Raw genomic sequence first — 18828 nt, forward strand, 5'->3', positions numbered from 1 at the left:
CTGACAGTGGTCTCATCAACCGCGACCCGCGACGGCTGCGCCGTCGGCGGGTCTGGAACACTGTCAGCCAGCCGATGCACCCAGTCCCAGATAGCTTGATGGGAGCGTTTGACACCGATCAAGCGAAGAATCGCTCGTATCTCTCGAAGCGAACAACCGGTCGCGTGGAGGCGGACGGCGAACACCCTGACGGGCGTTGCCGTCCGCTCACGCTCCCAACATTCATCAAATTCCGCTGCGTACGACTCACTGAGCAGGTCTGCGAGCATTTGATCCAACGAACTCAACGACCTGCTCGTTCCTCAAACTGGCTAACTAGACACTGCCCAGCCACAACACTTTTTGCACCATATGGTGAAAAACAGGCCGGGAAGTTCTCAGTACGGCGATTTTGACGTACTCGCATCCATTACACTTTATAAGCGATGACGGTTCATTCTAAAGACACATGTCCGCTATCGGCGAAACAAAGATTCCGGGCAGCACGGCCGGATTCTACGGTTCGTGGCTGATCGACGAGCCGGAATACGTCGATTGGACGGACTACATGGTTTGCTGGGGTGTGAAACACACTGGCAGCGGTTCTCCCGGTATCGAGGACCTCATCGGCGCACTCGACGTCAGGCTTAACGACTGGCGGACTCCGCACGACGAATACGAGGACTTCCCAGACGATCGCGCCGACTGGCACCGTAACTTCACGCCACTACTACCGTGGATCCGAGCACACGTTCTCCGTCTCGTGAAGGGGTGGCGGTCGAAGAAGCTCTCTGGGTTCCTTCGCGAGAATCCGAATCTCGCCCTCAAGTACGGCTTCCGGAAGAGTGGTGACGGTCTCGGTCGGTACACCGCGGACGCACCGAAGCAAAGCCGGCTCTGGGAGATGTGGCACAAGGAGTTCCCCGAGATACTGCGGGAAGCCTGTCGGAAGATCACAGAGGACGTCGTCACCCAAGCCCGGCACCGTGATATCCCGGTGCCGGACCCTGTGTTCAGACCGAAAGAGCGCAACTCGACGTCCGAGCCTTCGAAACGCCAGCTGCGAATCAAGAGGACGCGGGAAGTCTGGCAGCAGGCGAAACCGTTCGTCACGGATACGTTCTCACTCAAGCGCGCCGATAACGCTGAGATTCATGAGAACGCCTTCTGGGAGAATCAGGCCTACTGCGGTATGCGTGAGGAAATGTACGCCCAAGACGGGAGCGATAACTTCGCCGCCGACACGTCCCGCGATCGCGTCCCGAGTGGATCCAACCACCGCCATCAGGTTCAGAAACTCGGCGTCGACGAGGTCCGGTCGATGCTCCGCGAGACCACGCGGATGCTCGTCGCTCGAGCCCGTCGCAACAGCGAGTTGAGCGGCGACCTGTGGGCCGCGATCGACATCACGAAGGGGAATCCGTGGCACGGGGAAGTGGAACGTGACGACGACGGCAGTCTGGAAGAGCCGTACATCCTCGGCTACAAGGACAACGAGATCTACTTCCAGTGGGCGACGATTCAGATTGTCGGCCTCGATATCCCGCTCGTACTCGACGCGATCCCCGTTCGCCGGGGCATGTCGAAGAACGAGATTGTCGACGAACTCCTCGAGGGCGGTCTCGACGCCGTCGGTGACATTGAACTCGTGATGATGGATCGGGAGTTCGACAGCGAGGCCGTCAAAGACGTCTGTGAACGCCACGACGTCTACTACCTGAATCCTGCCCGGAAACACTCCTCGGAGCGCGCGATGTGTACAAAGCTTCGCGAGGCAGGCAAGAAGGTCCGCGTCGAGGAGCAGAAGTCGCTGCAAGGAACGACCCGGAAGCGGATGTATCTCCCAGCGCGCAACACCGACGTGTTCGAGCCCGAGGATCCGGAGTTAGTCGATGAAGATGCCGACCAGCCGGACCACCGGCAGGAAATGGTCGATGAGTTCGTCGAGATCGGCGGCGACGCCGACGAACTCGAAGAGAGTCCGATCGACGGGCTACTCGACGACATGCGTGAAGAGGAAGAACCGAAGCGAGGGAAGCGCGCCGATATCGACGCCTACGCGCTCTTCGAGACCAATCATCCGGCGCTCTCGGCGGATGCGGGCAGCGAGGAAGCGTTGCTCGAGGAGGTTCGCGGATTCATCAAACGGTACGGACACCGCTGGGGTATCGAGAACGGCTACAAGAAGCTCAAGCAGTTCCGCGTCCGGACGACCTCGAAGCAGCATCAGTACCGCTATTTCAACTTCGCGTTCGCGTGCGTGCTGTACAACGTCTGGCGGCTGGTTGACTTGCTGGTGAAGCTGGAACTCGAAGACGAGCCGGACTACACGCCGTTCGTCTCGGCAGACCAGTTCCTGACCGAGGCCAAGAAGTTCTTCGGGCTGGATCCGCCCGACTGACGTCCTGTTCCTCTGTGTTTGTTGATTCGGTAGTGGCGACGCTGACCTGAACCGCTGTTTTTCGACTCGACTGTCTCGCCATCGCGATCACGACCCGTACCGTGGCCGGTCTGTGGTTCTATTCGGCGGCGGTTGTCGACTAGAGAAGTGCCAGTTTTAGCGATTATATCGTAACTGCCCATCTTCTAGGCTGATCGGTTCCAAACTCCGACGATCGAATCCGGCCGCCGACTTTGCTCCAGGGCGGCGATGCAGCCGTGGAACTGTCGCTGCTCGAGCGGCCTCGAATACGAATGTTCTTCCCGGACAGGAGGTCGTAGTTTCCGAAACGGTTTTGCGTACGACTAGTGAGTGTCCGGATGGCAGAAAAGTCATGTCACGAGATGACAACCCACGGAGTACGGAGGGACAGGCGGGAGAACAGGCGACCTCGAGTCTTCGGCGTCGGGCCTTCCTCTCGAGTGCGGGGGTCGCCGCGGGGGCGCTGGCGTTCGGGACGCCGACGGTCGCGGCCGACGACTACCAGCCGGTTACCGACGTTCCCGGCTTCAGCTGCGAGCAGCCGCAGTTCACCTGCGGACGGGAGGTTACCGCCGCGGACGGGATGGTCTCGAGCGTCGACCCCATCGCCTCGGGGGTCGCGGCGACGGTGCTCCGCGAGGGCGGCAACGCCATCGACGCGGCGATCGCGCTACAGTACGTCCTGACCGTGACTCAGCCCCACGGGTCGGGGATCGGCGGCGGCGGATTCATGGTCGTCTACGACGCCGACTCCGATACCGTCGAGTGCGTGAACAGCCGGGAGCGCGCCTCACAGACCGCGTCGCCGGAGCTGTACAGTCACGAGGGTGAGTACGACCAGGACATCGAGACCGGTGAGGCGATGGGGACGCCAGGAACGGTCAAGGGACTCGAGACTGCCCGCGAACGGTACGGGTCGTGCTCGCTCCAGCGGTTGATCGACCCGGCGATCCGCCTCGCGCGCAACGGGTTCACCGTCGACTGGTTCCTCGCCGAACAGATCGCGGAGAACACCGACAAGTTCAACGAGGCGGCCATCGAGACCTACAGCGACGATCAGGGGAACCTCTACGAGGAGGGCGACACGATGACCAACCCGGACCTCGCGGATACTCTCGAGTGTATCCGACGCCGGGGAGCCGACGGCTTCTACGAGAGTGCGGTCGCGGAGGACCTGGCCGCGACGATCCGGGAGTACGCCCGGGACCCCGACCAGGTCGTCGACGAGGACGACCTCTCGGCGTACGACGTCACGATCGACGACCCGATCCGAAAGGAGTGGTACGACGTCGAACTCGTCGGCCAGCCGATGCCCAGCTCCGGCCCGACGGTCTGTGCGATGGTCCTGCGGATGCTCGAGCTCCTCGAGGTCGAGGAGTACGACGTCCGGTCGGCGGAGAAGTACCACCTGATCGCCGAGTCGCTCTACTCCGCCTGGGCCGACCGGATGGAGTACATGGGCGACGACGAGTTCGTCGACGTCCCCGTCGACGACCTCCTCTCGGACGACTACCTGCAGTCGCGGGCCGAGCCGATCGAGTTCGGGGGGACCGTCTTCCCCGAAGACGGACCCATGGGGCCGGGTCAGCCCGGGGAGACGACCCACTTCTCGGTCATCGACAAGTGGGGGAACGCCGTCTCCTACACCTCCACGATCGAGCAGTTCATGGGGTCGGGCAAGATGGTGCCCGGTCGCGGGTTCCTGATCAACAACGAACTCACCGACTTCGACGCCGAGCCGGGCGGGCCCAACGAGCCCGACGCCTGGAAGCGCCCGCTGAGCAGCATGAGCCCGATGATGGTGCTGCGGGACGGCAAACCCGAGTTCACCGCCGGCTCGCCGGGTGGGTGGGCGATCGTCAGCGCGACGTTCCAGTCGATCCTCCACCGCTACGCCTACGATCTGAGTCCGCTCGAGTCGATCACCGAGCCGTCGATCTACACCCACTACCTGGGCGGCATCGAGTGGGACGACGGCGTGCCACAGGAGGCCCGCGACACGCTCGCGGACTGGGGCCACGACGTCGACGAGGAGCCGGGCGAGATCGGCAACGTCCAGGTCATCGCCAGCGAGGACGGCACGCTGACCGGCGCGGCCGACCCGAACCGCGACGGCCAGGCGGTCGGCTTCGACCGCGCTCCCGGGCAAAGAAGCGACGACTGACGGACAGGGCGTCCCCGGTTGGATAACACCAACTGTGTAGCGAACACCACTGGCGGAATTCTTTTGTGGAGATACGCCGTCTATTCGGATATGAACGCGAGTGACGGGCGTTCACGGGTACTCGCCGCTCTAGAGGAGTCCGTCTGCTCCGATACGGATATCGAGTTCGTCGTTGCATTTGGCTCACAGACGACGGGCGAATCGACCCCCGCGTCTGACTTTGACATCGCTCTCAAATTCACGGACGACCTTTCCGATATCGAAGAGCTGCCCCTAGATGTGGCCCATGATGCTGTCAACGGCGAACTCGTCTGTGGTGACGAGCAGGTGTTTCGGCAGTTCAAAACGGACATCGAAGCGGCGTTCTCCCGACAGCGGGACGATCTCCGCCAGCAGCAACACGACGTAATCGATCGGATCGCGGAGGGCGGACTGCGTGGCTGATGAACGAGTCGTCTCGATCAAACTCGAGCAGATCGAGCAGTACCACGGCGAACTGAGGGAGAAACAGGAGACCTTGTCCCGGAACGATCTCCTCACGAATACGACCGAACAACGCGCAGTCGAGCGAATGTTCGAGAACGCGATTCAGGCGTGTGCCGATCTCGCTCGACACATCGCCTCACACGATTACGCTCGTCGCTGCCGTTGGATTCAGGAACGTTCTGGCCCACGAGTACGGACACGTCGATCATGCGGAAGTCTACGAGACGCTTCAGAGTGGGTTGACGGTCTATGACACGTACAGTCAGCAGGTCGCTCAGTGGATCCGAAACAATCCGTGAGGAGTCGTAACGAATCGATCAATCGTTTGTTTTCTCTCTCGAGGACGGATGGACGAACGTTCCTCCTGACCGACGACGCGAACCTATTTGGCGCGACGGCGACCACACTCGAGCGATGGTTTCGGAATGCTTCGACGAGGAACGATGGGAACCGATCGAGGACATCGATCGGGACTTTCGCGACATCACGTACCACCGGGCGGTCGACTCCGGGACGGTCCGAATCGCGTTCGACCGACCCGAAGTTCGTAACGCCTTCCGGCCGGGAACCGTCGACGAACTGTACGCCGCACTCGAGCACGCCAAGCGCCAGACGGACGTCGGCTGCATCCTGTTGACGGGGAACGGCCCCTCGCCGAAGGACGGCGGCTGGGCCTTTTGCTCGGGCGGGGATCAGACGATCCGCGGGGAAGACGGCTACCAGTACGAGGGCGACGAGGAACGTGCATCGGAACAGGGCCGGCTGCACATCCTCGAGGTCCAGCGGCTCATCCGCCACATCCCGAAGGTCGTGGTCTGCGTCGTCCCGGGCTGGGCGGTCGGGGGCGGCCACTCGCTGCACGTCGTCTGCGATCTGACCCTCGCCAGCGAGGAGCACGCGAAGTTCCTCCAGACCGACCCCGACGTCGCGAGCTACGACGCCGGCTTCGGCTCCGCGTATCTCGCCAAGCAGATCGGTCAGAAGAAGGCCCGCGAGGTCTTCTTCCTCGGGAAAACCTACGACGCCGAGGAGGCAGCCGAAATGGGGATGGTCAACGAGGTCGTTCCGCACGAGGAGTTAGAGGAGACGGCCCTCGAGTGGGGCGAACGGATCAACGCGAAGAGCCCGACGGCGATGCGGATGCTGAAATACGCGTTCAACATGACCGACGACGGGATGGTCGGCCAGCAGGTGTTCGCCGGCGAGGCCACCCGACTCGGGTACATGACCGACGAGGCCCAGGAGGGCCGGGACGCCTTCGTCGAGGGTCGCGAGCCCGAGTTCGACGACTACCCCTGGCACTACTGATCGAACGGATTGCCGTTATCGACGACGAGCGTCCCTGATACCGTCGCCGACGGCGGTCGAAACGAGCGGCGTGAGAAACCCATATGACGCTCACGCCCCCACACTGGGGTAGTGTCCCTCCCCGATCGATCCGCGCTCTCCCGTCGCGAGTACGTTCGCGCGCTGGTCGCCGTCGGCGGAGCGACGGCGCTGAGCGCCTGTCTGGATCTGTCGGGCGACGCCGAGGACGAAGACGAGGAGACCGAGATCCCCCGGGGGACCGACGAGCCGTCGTCGCTGCCCGAGCGCCAGCACGCCTGGGACGAGTCCCTCCCGGCCGACGGGGACGACAACGTTCGCCCGGCCGAACACCACGTCCTCGTCGCGCTGTCGCTGAACGACGGCCTCGAGAACGGAGACGGCGTCGACCCCGACGCCCGGGAGACCGTCGAGGACGCCCTGCGAAGCCTCGAGCGGGCCTACGAGCGCAGCAACGACGGCCTGCTGTTTACCCTCGGCTACACGCCGGCGTACTTCGCCCGGTTCGAGGAGTCGCCGCCGGAGTCGGTCGACCTCCCCGAACCGGAGCCGCTCCGCGAGGGTGAGACACCCACGTTCGACGAGTTCGACGCCCTCCTGCACCTCGCGAGCGACCGCCCCGAGGTCGTCCTCGAGGCCGAGGAGGGGCTGTTCGGCTCGCGCGAGACGGTCAACGGGATCGAACTCGAGGCGGAGCTCTCGGACGTTTTCGACCGCGACGATGACCACCGTCGGACGGGGTTCGTCGGCGACGGACTGCCGGCCGACCACGCCGACGTCCCTGGCGTCCCCGAGAGCGTCCCCGAGGACGCGCCCTTCTTCATGGGGTTTCGCTCGGGGTTCGCCGACAGCCAGGCGAGCGAGGACCGCGTAACGATCGAGTCGGGGCCGTTCGCGGACGGAACGACCCAGCAGGTGTCCTCGATGGAGATCAACCTCGAGCAGTGGTTCGACCAGGAGAACCACTACCAGCGCGTCTCGAAGCTGTTCAGCCCCGACCACGCCGCGGCGGAGGCCGTCGGCGAGGTCGGGGAGGAACTCGGCATGACGAACGGGCTGACCGACGAGCGTATCGCGGCGACGGAAAGCGACGCCCGGGAGCGGGGCGTCGTCGGCCACGCCCAGAAGGCCGCGCGGGCCCGCGAAGACGGCGAACCCCCGCTCCTGCGGCGGGACTTCAACACCGTCGACGGCGACCGACCCGGCCTCCACTTCCTCTCGCTGCAGCGGGAGATCGCCGACTTCGTCCGCGTTCGCGAGGCGATGAACGGGACCGAGCTGGACGTGGCGACGGCGAACAACGGCATCCTGCACTACCTCTTCGTCCATCGGCGCGGGAACTACCTCGTCCCGCCGCGGTCGCTGCGGGCGCTCCCGCCGACCGACCCGAACGGTGATAGCTGATCACGGTGCGACACATGAACCAGGAACGACACGACACGCGGCGAACGATCGACCGCCGGACGCTCGTCCGGCAAACGGGTGCGCTCGCGGGAGCGATCGCCCTCGCGGGCTGTACCGGAACCGACGACGAAAACGGCGACGCGGACGACTCGAGCGACGGGAACGAGACCGACGACGACGTCGAGGCCGTCCCCGAGATCGTCGAGGTCGAGGACCCGCCCGAGGCCGTCTACGTCCCGACCCACCGCGAGCAGATGCGAACCCTCGAGCCGGTCGAAAGCGGCGACGTCGCGGTCGCGCCGATGCTGTCGTACCCCCACCCGTTCTGGATCGTCGCCGGCGGCGACGAGGACTCGGTCCAGCGCGCCGACCCCGAGGAAGGCCACGGCGTTCACCTGATGTTCACCGCTTGGGACCGGGAGACGGGGACGGTCCTCCCGGTCGACGACGGGGCGCAGCTCCGCGTGTTCCGGGACGGCGAGCGGGTCGGCTCGCCGCTGTCGCCCTGGACGATGATCTCACAGGAGATGGGCTTTCACTTCGGCGACAACGTCTCGCTGCCCGGCGACGGGACTTACACCGTCGAGGTCGACCTCCCCGCAGTTTCGACCCGGAAGACGGGTGCGCTCGAGGACCGGCTGACCGAGGCTGCGAGCGCGAGCTTCGAGTTCGAGTACGACGAGGTGTTCCGCGAGGAGGTCGTCGGCGGCGTCGAGTACCTGGACGAGGAGCTGTGGGGCGAGCGGGGCGCGCTCGAGCCGATGGACCACGGCGACCACCACGAGGACGGTCACGGCGACCACCGCGAGGACGGGCACGGGGACCACGCGGACGAGGGCGACCACGGGGACCACGAGGACGACCACGACCACAACGATCACGCCCACCACGAGATCCCCTACTCGCAGCTTCCGTCCGTCGAGGAGTACCCCGGAACGCTGCTCCGCGAGGTCGACGGGGACGTGCCGTCGGACGACTCGGGGCTCCCCCGCAGCGGGGACGCGGCGGTCGTCGCGACGCTGCTCGAGTCCGACTCGCGGCTCGCGGGCGAGGAGCGGTACCTGCTGGTCTCCCCGCGAACGCCGTACAACCGGGTGCCGCTCGCGGACGCGACGCTGACGGCCACGGTCGAGCGCGAGGAGGGGACCGCCGACGCCGTCCTCGAGCAGACCCTCGACGGCGAGTACGGCCTCCACTACGGGGCTGACGTCGCCGCCGACCCCGGGGACGCCGTGACGGTGTCGTTCGAGTCGCCGCCGCAGGTCGCCCGCCACCAGGGGTACGAGACCGCCTTCCTCGAGATGGACCCCCTCGAGCTGGTGGCTCCGGAGGGAGAGCGATGACCGCCGATCGGACGCGGCGGGCGCTCGCGGTCGCGCTCGTCGCCGCGCTCGCCGTCGGCTTCCTCGTCCCGACGACGGCGCTGGCCGGCGACAGCGCGACGAGCTTCTACTTCGACGAGGAGGAGATCGACGCCGAGCCGGGCGAGACGGTCACACTCGAGCTGATCGCCAGCGACCACGGCGACCTCCACGGCAACGGGATCGACGCGCTCGAGGTGACCCTCGCCTACGAGAGCGACGTCTTCGAGGTCGTCGACGTCGAACACGGGCCGATGCTCGCCGCGGGCGATTCCGGCGTCGAGGTCGAGGGCTCGAGCAGCGTCGACGAGGAGGCGGGGACGGTGACGATCGAGCAGGAGCGCACGCCATCGGGCGACGGCGCGACGGGCTCCGACGTCGCGGCGACGATCACCCTCGCGGTCGCCGAGGACGCCGAGGCGACGACCGAGACGATCGAGATCGACGACGCGTCGACGATGCTCGTCACGGGCTACCCGCAGGCGTCGTTCGAGTACGACGAGACGATCCACGTCGACGGCGGCGGAGACGCGACGGACGACGGGGCCGACGACGCCGAGGCCGACGGCGTGACCCTCGCCGAGGACGCCGAGGATTCGAACGATGACGACGGCGCGAGTGCTGACGAAGACGGCCCGGACGACTCGAGCGACGCCGACGGCACCGACGGGAACGGGACGACCGACGGCGCTGCGGTCGACGCGGAGTCGAGCGGCGACGCCGATTCCGTGCCCGGCTTCGCCGTTCCGGTCGCCGTCGCCGGACTCGCGTTCGCCCTCCTCGTCGCTCGACGGCGGGCTGAACGTCCGGTCGGCGTCAATGCCAACGTTGACACTTCCTCGAGTCGGAGTACTCGGACAATGAGTACGGTGGAGCTCGATATCTCGCGGACGAAGGCGTGGGTGATGGCCGCGCGCCCGCAGACGCTACCTGCGGCGGCGGCCCCCGTGATCGTCGGAGTCGGTGTCGCGATCCACGAGGGCGTGTTCGCCCCACTGCCGGCGCTGATGGCCTTCGTCGGCGCGGCGCTGATCCAGATCGGCACCAACTTCGCGAACGACTACTACGACGCGATCAAGGGGGCGGATACGGAGGACCGGGAGGGGTTTACTCGAGTTACCCAGTCGGGACTGATCTCGGCCGAGCGGGTCAAACTCGCGACGATCGTCACGTTCGGGCTGGCGATCCTCTCCGGGACCTATCTCGTCTACGTCGGCGGCGTGCCGATCCTCGTGATCGGCCTCGTCAGCGTGCTCTGCGGGTGGGCCTACACGGGCGGCCCCTATCCGCTCGGCTATCACGGCCTCGGGGATCTGTTCGTGTTCGTCTTCTTCGGACTGGTCGCGGTGGTCGGGACGTTCTACGTCCAGGCCGCGGCCCACGTCGAGCCGTTCATCACGACGCTGCCCGAGGGGACGGTCACCCGCGAGGCGATCCTCGCCAGCCTCCCGATCGCGGGGCTCTCGACGGCCATCATCGTCGTCAACAACGTCCGCGACAGGGAGACCGACGCCGAGGCCGGGAAACGGACGCTGGCGGTGCGGCTCGGCTACCGGGGGAGCCGCCTCGAGTTTGCCGGCCTGCTCGCGCTGGCGTACCTCGTCCCGGTGTGGCTCTGGCTGGGCGAGGGGTTCGGCCCCGCGGTGCTGGCGCCGATCGCGACGGTCCCCTACGGCGCCCTGATTACCCGAACGATCTGGACCAGAACCGACGGCGAGGCGCTCAATCCCGCCCTCGAGCGGACCGGGAAGCTGCTCGCGCTGTACGCCGTCCTGTTCGCCGGAGGGCTGGTGCTGGGATGAGCCAGTACGACCTCGAGTACCGGTCGTTCTCGCTGTCGCTCGTCGAACCGCTCGAGACCGCAAGCGGCACGATCGAGTCCCGGGACGGCTTCCTCGTCCGCGTGACCCGCGCGGACGACGACGCCGTCGGCTACGGCGAGGCGACCCCGCTGCCGGGGTGGACCGAGTCGCTCGCGGACTGCGAGGCCGCCCTCGAGCGCGCGCAGGCGGCGCTCGATTCCGACGACGAGGACGAGGTCCTCGAGGCCGTCGACGAGGCCGTCGCCGCCCGGTACGGCGTCTCGCTGGCGCTGGCCGATCTCGAGGCCTCGAGCGAGTCGACGCCGCTGTACCGGTACTACCAGCCCGACGCGCTGGTTGCCCGGGTACCGGTGAACGCGACCGTCGGCGACGGCCCGGTCGAGAAGACCGTCGCGGCCGCGCGAGACGCCGCCCAGCGCGGCTTCCGCTGCTGTAAGCTCAAGGTCGGTCGGCGAAGTGTCGAGGCCGACGTCGAGCGGATGCGCCGGGTGCGGGAAGCGGTCGGCCCCGAGATCGAGCTGCGGGCCGACGCGAACGGCGCCTGGGAGTACGAGGAGGCCCTCGAGGCGATCCAGAAATTCGACGACCTCGACGTCGCGCTCGTCGAACAGCCCCTCCCCGCGGGCGCCCTCGAGGGCCACGCCGACCTCCGGGGGCGCGGCGTCGGGATCGCCCTCGACGAGGGGCTGCTCGAGCACGGCGTCGACGCGATCTGCGAGGCCCAGGCCGCCGACGCCGTCGTCCTCAAACCGATGGCGCTGGGCGGGCTCGATATCGCCCAGCAGGTCGCGACCTGGATGGGCCAGCTCGACGTGACGCCGCTGGTGACGACGACGATCGACGGCGTCGTCGCCCGGGCCGGCGCCGTCCACCTCGCGGCGTCGCTGCCCGATCCGCCGGCCTGCGGGCTGGCGACCGGCGACCTGCTCGCCGAGGACCTCGGCCGGGATCCCGTCCTGTTCGAGAACGGCGCGGCGGTCGTCCCCCAGGCCAAGGGGCTGGGCGTCGAGGGGGTGTGGGCGGAGTGACGCTCCTCGAGTGGCCCACCCGCGACCTCGCGAGCCACCGCGTCGCGTCGACGCCCGGGCGGACCGCGGTGATCGACGCCGACGCCGGCGAGTCGTGGACGTTTCGCGAACTCGACCGACGGGTCGAGACGGCCGCGCGCGAACTCGGGGACCTCCTCGAGAACCCCCGCGAGGACCGTCTCGGACTCCTGCTCGATTCCCGGCCCGCGTTCGCGACGCTGTTTTTCGCCGCGATGCGACTCGGAACGACCGTCGTCCCGCTGAACGTCCGCGAGACGACCGCCGAACTCGCCGGAAAGGCCGAGCGAACCGGGATCGACGCCGTCGTCTGCGAGGCCGAGACGGAGTCGGCCGCGCTCGAACTGGCCGACGCGCTGGAGAGCGCCCAGGTCCCGGTCCGTTCGGTCGACGAGCCAACGTCCGATCGGGTTCGGTCGTTCGCGGTCGGCGAGGAGTCGACCTCCGACGACTCTCGCCCCGCCGTCGAGCCCGCCGCCCTCGAGCCCGACGACACCCAGCTGATCCTCTTTACCTCCGGCACCTCCGGCGAGCCGAAGGGGGTTCGGCTGACCGTCGGCAACCTCGTCGCCAGCGCGACGGCGTCGGCGTTTCGACTCGGGGTCACCCGCGAGGACCGGTGGCTGTGCTGTCTCCCGATGTACCACATGGGCGGACTCGCGCCGGTCGTCCGCTCGGCGCTGTACGGCACCCCCGTCGCCATCCAGCGGGAGTTCGATCCCCGGGAGACGGCTCGAGCCCTCGAGCGCGTCGACGTCACCGGGATCTCGCTGGTGCCGACGATGTGCAAGCGCCTGCTCGAGGCCGGCTGGAATCCTCCGGAACGGCTGCGGTTCGTTCTGCTGGGCGGCGCACCGGCCTCGAGCGACCTGCTCGAGCGCTGCCGCGAGGCCGGCGTTCCCGTCCACCCGACCTACGGGATGACCGAGACCGCCTCACAGATCGCAACCGCGACGCCCGCCGAGACCGCAGCCCACGAGGGAACCGCGGGCCAGCCGCTACTGTTTACCGACGTAACCGTCGTCGACGAGTCGGGCGAGCCGGTTCCGACCGGCGAGATCGGGGAGTTCGTCGTCTCGGGGCCGACGGTGACGCCGGGCTACCTCGAGGCCGAGCGCACCGAGGCGGCGTTCGGCGACTACGGACTGCACACGGGGGACGTCGGCTACGCGGACGCCGACGGCCGGCTGTGGGTGCTCAACCGCCGGAGCGACCGGCTCGTCACCGGCGGGGAGAACGTCGATCCGGGCGCGGTCGCCGACGTCCTCCGGACCCACCCCGCGGTCGCGGACGCCGCCGTCGTCGGCCTCGAGGACTCCGAGTGGGGCGAGCGCGTCGCCGCCCTGCTCGCCGCCGAGGAGGGATCGGTCGACCTCGAGTCGGTCCTCGACCACTGCGACGACCGGCTGGCCGGGTTCAAACGACCGAAGACGATCGCCGTGGCCGAATCGCTACCGCGAACTCACTCGGGAACCGTCGACCGCGAGGCCGTCAGGACGCGGCTGCTCGAGTCCGGGACGGCCGTCTCAGACTGGTCACGTTCGATGTGAGCACCGCCGGTCGAGAACCATCCTCCCGAACCCGCCGCGCGACTCGAGCGCCGAACACCCGCTTTCCGGACGTGACGTTAAGATCCTCCCGTTCCTACCCTCGCCCGTGTGTACGCTCACGCTCGCCTGGCAGGTCTTCGAGAACGCACCGGTCGCGGTCGCCGCCAACCGCGACGAATCGCTCGAGCGCGAGTCCGTTCCTCCCGAACGCTACCGCGAGGACCCTCGAGTCGTCGCGCCCCGGGACACCGAGGCCGGGGGCACCTGGATCGGCTCCAACGAACACGGCCTGTTCGTCGGCGTCACGAACCGCTGGGGGACGCCCGACCTCGCCGCCGAGCGCTCCCGCGGGTTGCTCGTCGCCGACGCCCTCGAGGCCCGTTCGGTCCGCGAGGCGGTCGCACTCGTCGAGGACGAACTCGAGACTCGGGAGTACGACGGCTTCTACCTCGTCCTCGCCGACGAGCGCGACGCGGTCTGCCTGCAGTGGAACGGCGCGCTCGAGCGAACCGACTTCGAGCCGGGCGTTCACGTCGTCGTCAACGCCGCGGTCGACGACGACGTCCGGCTCCCGCCAGAGCGAACCGAGGTCGCCCGCGAGCAGGCCGAAAACGCTCGTCGAGTGCGTCGGGAGCTGACCGTCGATCCCGGGGAACGCGTCGACGAGTGGCTCGAGCGGGCGGGCGAGGTCCTCGGCGACCACGACTACGGCGTCTGTGTCCACGGCGACGGCTACGGCACTCGATCGTCATCGCTGATCGCGCTCGGCGACGAGTCGCGGTACCTGTTCGCGCCGGGACCGCCCTGCGAGACGGCCTACGAGCCCGTCGCCGTCGCGGACCCCGACGGTGACCGCGAAGGGCACATTTAAGCGGCTCGCTCCACCTGATACAGGTATGCACGCACTTGCGCCCGTAGCGTCGAGCACGGGGTGGTCGCAGTGAGCGTCTCCGAACTCGAGGCCGAGCTCTCCGCGGACGAACGAGCCGGACTCGAACTCGTCCGCGACAGCGGCGGCATCCACCAGAGCGACTTCTGGAAGGAGCTCGACGTCTCCTCGCGGAAGGGGAGCCGGATCGTCGAGTCGCTCGTCGAGAAGGGGTTGGTCGACCGGGAGGACACGATCTACAACGGGCACAACACCTACTACATCACACCGATCGCCCGCGACCTCGACTTTACGCTGCTGATGGCCGGCGACATGCTCTCGCCGTACATCGGCGAGGACGAGGTCGACCCCAACAGCGACGCCTTCTCGCAGTGGATTATGAACCTCGCCTACGAGGAGTAGTCCGCCTCGAGCGGTACCGCGCTCTCTCGCCGCGTTCGCGATCCGTCTCGAGAGCCGTCGCTACCGGTACCGATTCTCGTCGCGTTCGATCGACTACTCAGAACGAGGATGAACGTGTATCGAAGATCTCCCGTGGAGTTCTCTGGGCGATAGTCATTCTTTTTGCGTGCCTTCGTTGTTCTCACTGCTTCCACCGAGAACCTGCGAAAGTGATCAGGAATCCATGAAATATTCTAGACCCGATATAAATACATTATTCGATTAAGAGAGAGGGCAATGCGGTTACAGGTCGTTATTCTCTCTCATGGTACAAGATGCCATGCCGATGGCCGAGTATTCACTTGTATGACACAGAGATACCATGCCGATGACCGAGGCATCGACACTGAACCAAAATTCTACCTCCCTACGGGAGCTACCCCGCCGTTCGATACCAGTCGCATCGGGCGTCTCTGGGCGTCGCTATCCAACCCTTCCGTTGAATCACCGGAATAGATTACCAATGTCGAGAAACAACCACCCGAACCACCCCAATGTCGACCAATCGGATCGTACTGTTCCCAGAAATCTTCGTCAAACAGGTGACGCAGACGTTGACCTCGTGACCTCTACCCGGGTTCGGAAGTCACCGTTCTGGCACCTCTCCGTCGAGGAGGGGTGTCATCAGGCGACGGTTTACAACCACATGTATCACCCCCGTGCGTACATCGACCCAGAAGACGGAGGTGCGGAAGCCGAGTACGAGTTGCTGGTCAACCACGTAGCGCTATGGGACGTCGCGGTCGAGCGCCAGATTCGTGTCGTGGGACCCGATGCCGAGGCGTTCGTCAATTTCGTCATTACGCGAGACGCGACCGATATCGAGACGATGCGTGGCAAGTACGCCATCTGCTGCAACCAGGACGGTGGTATCCTCAATGACTTTGTCCTGTTGCGGCCTGACGACGACGAGTTCTGGTTCTCCATCGCTGACTCCGACCTGCTGCAGTGGTTGCAAGGGGTCACAGTCGGCAATGACTTCGAGGTCGACATCGACGAGATCGACGTCTCGCCGATGCAGATTCAGGGGCCGAAATCGTCCGATGTGATGGAGTCGCTCATCGGTGATGCGGTCGAAGACGTTCCGTACTACGGACTGATGGAAGCGACTATCAACGACGTCCCGGTGCTGGTGAGTCAGACGGGCTTCTCCGGAGAGGCAGGGTTCGAAATATACGTCCGTGAAGCGACGAAGAACGCCGAGGCAGTGTGGAATCCAGTACTCGAAACGGTCAAAGACCACGGCGGTGCCGCGACGCCAGTAAACGGTCGTCGACGTATCGCTGCCGGAATCCTGTCATTGGGGCAGGACATGGACTACGAGACGTCGCCGTTCCAGGTCAACCTCGGCTATCAGGTCCCCGACGACAAGGACGTGGACTACGTCGGCAAAGCCGAACTGGAACGTCAGAAGGACGCCATCGAAAACGGTGCGTTTCCGTTCACTCACAAACTGGTCGGTCTGAAAATGGCAGGCGAACCGATTCTGGAATGGCCCTCGGACTACTGGCTCATCTCGGACCCGGAGACGGGCGATGAATGTGGCTACCTGACGTCGGCGGGGTGGAATCCGGACCTCGAGACCAATATCGGCCTCGGATTCGTTCCAGCGGCGAAACTGCAGGCTGCGAGCGACGTTCCGCTCGACGACTCGATATATGACGCGGACCTCGATGTGGAGTTTGCAGTCCACCTCCCGGACGAGTACGCTGAGGCGCCCGGCAAACCCGTATATGCGACGCTGGCGAAAGTTCCGTTCAAAGAGTCAGTCAATCCCAGCGCCCGTGAACAGGCCAAAATTCACGCCAGGGACGATATAGACGATTGAAAGTCGTTTCTCCGAAGACAAGTTGTGATGGACTCAGCGGATTACGCGAGCGCGCTCGCGGCCCGGATCAGCCGCTCCTCGCCGAAGGCGGGGCCGACGAGCTGGAGGCCGACGGGGAGGCCGTCGGTCTCGCCTGCGGGGACCGAGATCGCCGGCAGGTCGGCGAGGTTGACCGGGACGGTGTTGGCGTCGGCGAGGTACATCTGGAGGGGATCCTCGAGGCTCTCGCCGCGCTCGAACGGCGGGACGGGCATCGTCGGCGAGGCGAGGACGTCGGCCTCCTCGAGAGCCTCGTCGAAGTCCCGTTTCACCCAGGCGCGGGCGTCCTGGGCCTTCTTGTAGTACTTGTCGTGGTACCCCGCCGAGAGCGCGTACGTGCCGAGCAGGATGCGGCGCTTGACCTCGTCGCCGAACCCTTCCTTGCGGGCCTGCGAGAACGTCTCGTTCCAGTTCCCCTCGCTCTCGACGTCGTGGCCGTACCGGACGCCGTCGAACCGGGCGAGATTGGACGAGGCCTCCGACATCGCGATCACGTAGTAGGCCTCGACGGCGTGTTCGACCGACGGTAAGGAGACCTCGCGGTACTCCGCTCCCTGCGCCTCGAGGTCGGCGACGGCGTCCCAGAACGTCTCGACGACGCCCTCGTCGGCGCCCTCGAGCAACTCAGTGGGGACGCCGATCGTGAGCCCGTCGACGTCGCCCGTCGCGGCGTCGGCGTAGCTCGCGCCCTCGAGTTGCGGCTCACGTGTCTCGCGGGCGTCGCCCGTTCGACTATCCGAGCCGCGTGGGGGCTCGCGTGTGGTCGCGTCCCGGTCGTCCGATCCCGCGATGACGTCCAGCAGCGCGGCGGCGTCCTCGACGGTGTTCGCGAACGGGCCGATCTGCTCGAGGCTGTTGCCGTAGGCGACCAGCCCGTATCGCGAGACCAGCCCGTAGGTGGGTTTGATGCCGACGACGCCACAGAAGGCGGCGGGACAGCGGATCGACCCACCGGTGTCGGAGCCCAGCGCGAGGTCGGCCTCCCCGGCGGCGACGGCGGCGGCGGAGCCACCGGAGGAGCCGCCCGGAACCCGCCCCGGTGCGGCCGGGTTCTCGGTCGCGCCGAAGTACGACGTTTCGGTCGTCGACCCCATCCCGAACTCGTCCATGTTCGCCTTGCCGACGATCGTCGCGCCGGCCTCCTTGAGCCGGGAGACGACCGTCGCGTCGTAGGGCGGAACGTACTCCTCGAGCATCCTCGAGCCACAGGTCGTCCGGACCCCGGCGGTGGAGATGTTGTCCTTGACGGCGACGGTTCGCCCCGCGAGGGGGCCGTCGTCGGCGCCCTCGATCGTCTCCTCTGTGATGAAGACGTTCTCGCTCATGAGACGTTCGGCCCCTTGAAGTAGCCGTCCTCGGTCTCGGGCGCGTTCCGGAGCGCCTCGGCCCGATCGAGGGAGTCCCGCTCCTCGTCGGGTCGCATCACGTTCGTGAGATCGGCCTCGCGGTCGACCTCGGGCACCTCGTCGAGGGTGTCGAAGTACTCGAGGACGTCCGCGAACTGTCGGGTGAACTGGTCGACCTCCTCGTCGGTCAGGTCGACGCGAGCCAGCTCCGCGACGTGGCGGACCTCCTCGGCACTGACGGCGTCGTCGCTCATACCAGACCCCACCGGCCTCCGGAGAGTAAGGGTTTCGATACTGCCGGCAGTTAGCCGCCCCTCGCTCGCTTCCGGTAATGGTGGACTACCGAATCGAGGCCGGCGAGACGACCGAAGTATTTAAGCCCATCGGATCCTTGGAACGGGAACAGAACGTTTTCCGGCCGCTACTCCGGCCGGATTTTCCCCACGATGACAGACTCACGCATCCGAACCCGGAGCGACGAGCGACCCTCGAGCGAGCGCGAGGAGCCGACCGAGCAGGGCGAACGCGAGCGGTGTCCGGAGTGTGGTGGCCGACTCGTCTCAGATACCGAACACGCGGAGACGGTTTGTCAGGACTGCGGGCTCGTCGTCGACGAGGGCGAGATCGACCGCGGCCCCGAGTGGCGAGCCTTCGACGCCAGCGAGAAAGACGAGAAGAGCCGCGTCGGCGCCCCGACGACGAACATGATGCACGACCAGGGGCT

At 66.3% G+C, this 18828-nt stretch carries 15 protein-coding genes and 3 pseudogenes; 15 read left to right on the forward strand and 3 right to left on the reverse strand.

What is annotated here, in order from left to right:
• Positions 1-269: pseudogene (locus ACNA7R_RS14200) on the reverse strand (IS6 family transposase); the annotation flags it as partial.
• A gap of 179 nt (positions 270-448) precedes the next feature.
• Here ACNA7R_RS14200 and ACNA7R_RS14205 point away from each other — a divergent pair.
• From ACNA7R_RS14205 to ACNA7R_RS14270, 14 genes and pseudogenes are all read left to right on the forward strand, one after another.
• Positions 449-2380 carry a transposase gene (locus ACNA7R_RS14205; protein WP_416284211.1) on the forward strand — a complete coding sequence of 644 codons (1932 nt, stop codon included), beginning with the start codon at positions 449-451 and terminating at the stop codon, positions 2378-2380.
• Positions 2381-2753: 373 nt separating this feature from the next.
• Positions 2754-4565: a gamma-glutamyltransferase gene (gene ggt / locus ACNA7R_RS14210; protein WP_416284212.1), complete on the forward strand. Its 1812-nt coding sequence runs from the start codon at positions 2754-2756 to the stop codon at positions 4563-4565.
• A 90-nt stretch (positions 4566-4655) separates the two neighbouring features.
• Entirely contained in the window at positions 4656-5009 is a 354-nt protein-coding gene (locus ACNA7R_RS14215) for a nucleotidyltransferase domain-containing protein (RefSeq protein WP_416284213.1), read from the forward strand.
• A pseudogene (locus tag ACNA7R_RS14220) lies at positions 5002-5350 on the forward strand (DUF86 domain-containing protein). Before ACNA7R_RS14215 ends, ACNA7R_RS14220 begins: the two are co-directional and overlap by 8 nt.
• A 115-nt stretch (positions 5351-5465) precedes the next feature.
• Positions 5466-6359, forward strand: a complete 894-nt coding sequence (locus ACNA7R_RS14225) for a 1,4-dihydroxy-2-naphthoyl-CoA synthase (protein ID WP_416284214.1) — start codon at positions 5466-5468, stop codon at positions 6357-6359.
• Between the two features lie 111 nt (positions 6360-6470).
• Positions 6471-7781, forward strand: coding sequence for a Tat pathway signal protein (locus tag ACNA7R_RS14230; RefSeq protein WP_416284215.1), 1311 nt, complete (start codon positions 6471-6473; stop codon positions 7779-7781).
• A gap of 14 nt (positions 7782-7795) precedes the next feature.
• Complete coding sequence (locus ACNA7R_RS14235) at positions 7796-9124, forward strand: hypothetical protein (protein ID WP_416284216.1); 1329 nt, start codon at positions 7796-7798, stop codon at positions 9122-9124.
• Positions 9121-9585: pseudogene (locus tag ACNA7R_RS14240) on the forward strand (cohesin domain-containing protein); the annotation flags it as partial. The gene ACNA7R_RS14235 and the pseudogene ACNA7R_RS14240, both read left to right, overlap by 4 nt.
• A 417-nt stretch (positions 9586-10002) precedes the next feature.
• Positions 10003-10944, forward strand: coding sequence for a 1,4-dihydroxy-2-naphthoate polyprenyltransferase (locus ACNA7R_RS14245; RefSeq protein ID WP_416284225.1), 942 nt, complete (start codon positions 10003-10005; stop codon positions 10942-10944).
• Positions 10941-11993, forward strand: a complete 1053-nt coding sequence (locus ACNA7R_RS14250; protein WP_416284217.1) for a mandelate racemase/muconate lactonizing enzyme family protein — start codon at positions 10941-10943, stop codon at positions 11991-11993. Before ACNA7R_RS14245 ends, ACNA7R_RS14250 begins: the two co-directional genes overlap by 4 nt.
• Positions 11981-13561: a class I adenylate-forming enzyme family protein gene (locus tag ACNA7R_RS14255; RefSeq protein ID WP_416284218.1), complete on the forward strand. Its 1581-nt coding sequence runs from the start codon at positions 11981-11983 to the stop codon at positions 13559-13561. Before ACNA7R_RS14250 ends, ACNA7R_RS14255 begins: the two co-directional genes overlap by 13 nt.
• 106 nt (positions 13562-13667) lie before the next feature.
• Positions 13668-14432 (forward strand): NRDE family protein, encoded by a 765-nt coding sequence (locus ACNA7R_RS14260; protein WP_416284219.1) that lies wholly within the window; start codon positions 13668-13670, stop codon positions 14430-14432.
• Positions 14433-14501: 69 nt separating this feature from the next.
• Positions 14502-14852 carry a helix-turn-helix transcriptional regulator gene (locus ACNA7R_RS14265; RefSeq protein WP_416284220.1) on the forward strand — a complete coding sequence of 117 codons (351 nt, stop codon included), beginning with the start codon at positions 14502-14504 and terminating at the stop codon, positions 14850-14852.
• A 502-nt stretch (positions 14853-15354) separates the two neighbouring features.
• On the forward strand, positions 15355-16719 hold the full coding sequence (locus tag ACNA7R_RS14270) for a glycine cleavage T C-terminal barrel domain-containing protein (protein ID WP_416284221.1): 1365 nt from the start codon (positions 15355-15357) through the stop codon (positions 16717-16719).
• A gap of 41 nt (positions 16720-16760) precedes the next feature.
• On the opposite strand, the gene gatA is transcribed toward ACNA7R_RS14270, so the two are convergent.
• Together gatA and gatC are read right to left on the reverse strand one after the other, a co-directional pair.
• Positions 16761-18083, reverse strand: a complete 1323-nt coding sequence (gene gatA / locus ACNA7R_RS14275) for an Asp-tRNA(Asn)/Glu-tRNA(Gln) amidotransferase subunit GatA (protein ID WP_416284222.1) — start codon at positions 18081-18083, stop codon at positions 16761-16763.
• The gene (gene gatC, locus ACNA7R_RS14280) at positions 18080-18358 is read right to left on the reverse strand and encodes an Asp-tRNA(Asn)/Glu-tRNA(Gln) amidotransferase subunit GatC (RefSeq protein WP_416284223.1); all 279 of its coding nucleotides are present in this window, start codon (positions 18356-18358) and stop codon (positions 18080-18082) included. The genes gatA and gatC overlap by 4 nt, the downstream gene beginning before the upstream one ends.
• Before the next feature lie 192 nt (positions 18359-18550).
• Between gatC and ACNA7R_RS14285 the strand changes: the two genes are divergently transcribed.
• Positions 18551-18828 (forward strand): TFIIB-type zinc ribbon-containing protein (locus ACNA7R_RS14285; RefSeq protein ID WP_416284224.1); only part of this gene is annotated, 278 nt, incomplete at its 3' end.

Origin of the sequence: Natronococcus sp., from assembly GCF_047921035.1 — an archaeon.
Taxonomy (GTDB): Archaea; Halobacteriota; Halobacteria; order Halobacteriales; family Natrialbaceae; genus Natronococcus.